The organism is Acinetobacter sp. GN11, from assembly GCF_054823985.1.
The window spans coordinates 1-1,943 of sequence record NZ_JRVL01000304.1 but is presented as its reverse complement, the minus strand read 5'-3'; the positions used below and the strand labels follow the sequence as shown (position 1 = coordinate 1,943).

Genomic DNA, 1,943 nt, shown 5'->3' with positions numbered 1-1,943 from the left:
AGCTGCAAAAGCGGTGATTAATGAGCAAACATGTGCAGTCATTGTTGAACCGATCCAAGGTGAAGGCGGTGTTATTCCTGCTGACATCGAATTTTTAAAAGGTTTGCGTGCACTGTGTGATGAGTTTGGTGCCTTACTTATTTTTGATGAAGTACAAACGGGTGTCGGCCGTACAGGTGCACTTTATGCCTACATGAACTCAGGCGTTATTCCAGATGTGTTAACAACTGCAAAAGCACTAGGTGGTGGTTTCCCAGTGGGTGCAATGCTAACAACTGATAAGTTTGCGCCGCATTTTTCAGTGGGTACACATGGTACGACTTACGGTGGTAACCCATTAGCAAGTGCAGTTGCAGGTGCAGTATTCGAATTTATTAATACGCCTGAAGTGCTTAATGGCGTTAAAGAGCGTCATGATTATTATAAAAAAGCTTTAAATCAATTAAATGAAAAATATGAAATTTTTGAAACGATTCGCGGTGAAGGTTTATTGATTGGCTGTGCTTTAAAAGACAAATTTTCTGGTAAAGCAAAAGATATTAATAATCTTGCTGGTGAAGAAGGTTTACTGAGTCTGATTGCTGGTCCAAACGTTATACGTTTTACACCGTCTTTGATTATTCCATTTGCTGATATTGATGAAGGCCTAAAACGCTTTGAACGTGCGCTTGCTCGCTTTGTGGAAATTCAAAAGGATGAACAAGCAGCATGATGATTATTCGCTACATTGAACCTAAAGATGTTAATGACCTTTACCTGTTGGCGCAAAAAGCGGGTTTTGGTTTGACATCTTTGCAGCCCAATATGGAAAAACTTGCTGCTCGAATTGAGCGGGCTTGTAAAACTGTCGCAGGCGAATTATCAAAAGCAGATCAGGTCTATTTATTTGTTTTAGAAGATACTGAACTCAACAAAGTTGTCGGTGTTTGCGGTATTGAAGTTGCACTTGGTTTAAAAGAGCCTTGGTACAACTTTCATGTAGGAACCCAAGTTCATGCGTCAGAACCTTTAAGCGTTTATAACGCTTTACCAACTTTGTATTTGAGTAATGATCATACTAACTGTAGTGAGCTTTGTACTCTATTTTTAGATCCAGACTATCGCTTAAATAAAAATGGCAAGTTTTTATCTAAAGTCCGTTTCTTGTTTCTGTCCGCATTTCGCCAATATTTCGAAGAAACGATTGTTGCTGAAATGCGCGGCTATTCCGATGCAAATGGGCAATCACCATTTTGGAATGCGGTAGGTCATAAGTTTTTTAATATTGAATTTACCAAAGCCGATTATTTAAGTGGAGTCGGGCAAAAGGCTTTTATTGCTGAGCTAATGCCAAGACATCCACTCTATGTTGATATGTTGCCTGACGATGCGAAAGCCGCGATTGGCATTGTTCATCCAAATACCCAACCAGCCTACAATCTCTTGCTTGAAGAAGGACTGCGCTATAAGGGGTATGTGGATATTTTTGATGGTGGGGCGACATTGCAGGCCGATATCGAAAATTTACGGGCGATTAAAGAAAGTCAGTCTGTAGCAGTCCAAATTGAACAACCTGAAAATATTGCGGTAGGTGATGAAGCTTACATTGTGGCCAATGATGATTATGAAAATTATCGCTCGATTCTTGTGTATAGCAAACCGCACCAAAAAATATTGCAGTTAACACAAGAACAAGTAAAACAATTGAATGTTGAAAATGGCTCTTTAGTTCGAGTGTTAAGCGTTCAAGCTAAATACGTTTCCAATCCAAAAGCGGTAAACAAACTAAAAGAGACTGATCATTTGCGAATGGCTGTTAATTAAGCAGAAATACTATACATTTCACCAAATTTAAGAAGGAATACTATATTATCGCTAACGCAAGATTTGTACATGGATAAACACAATCTTGCTCGCTGAGCTGGAATTAATTAGCCTGCTTCTATTCTATAAGAGATAGAGAA

2 protein-coding genes are annotated in these 1,943 nt (G+C 39.0%); both read left to right on the top strand.

Annotation, left to right across the window (positions count from 1 at the left end; genetic code table 11):
• A partial coding sequence (locus NL42_RS18605; protein WP_461313877.1) for an aminotransferase class III-fold pyridoxal phosphate-dependent enzyme occupies positions 1 to 712 on the top strand: 712 nt, incomplete at its 5' end.
• A complete protein-coding gene (astA, locus tag NL42_RS18600) occupies positions 709 to 1,803 on the top strand; it encodes an arginine N-succinyltransferase (protein ID WP_461313876.1) in 1,095 nt (364 codons plus the stop codon). The genes NL42_RS18605 and astA, both read left to right, overlap by 4 nt.
• Positions 1,804 to 1,943: the final 140 nt, after the last annotated feature.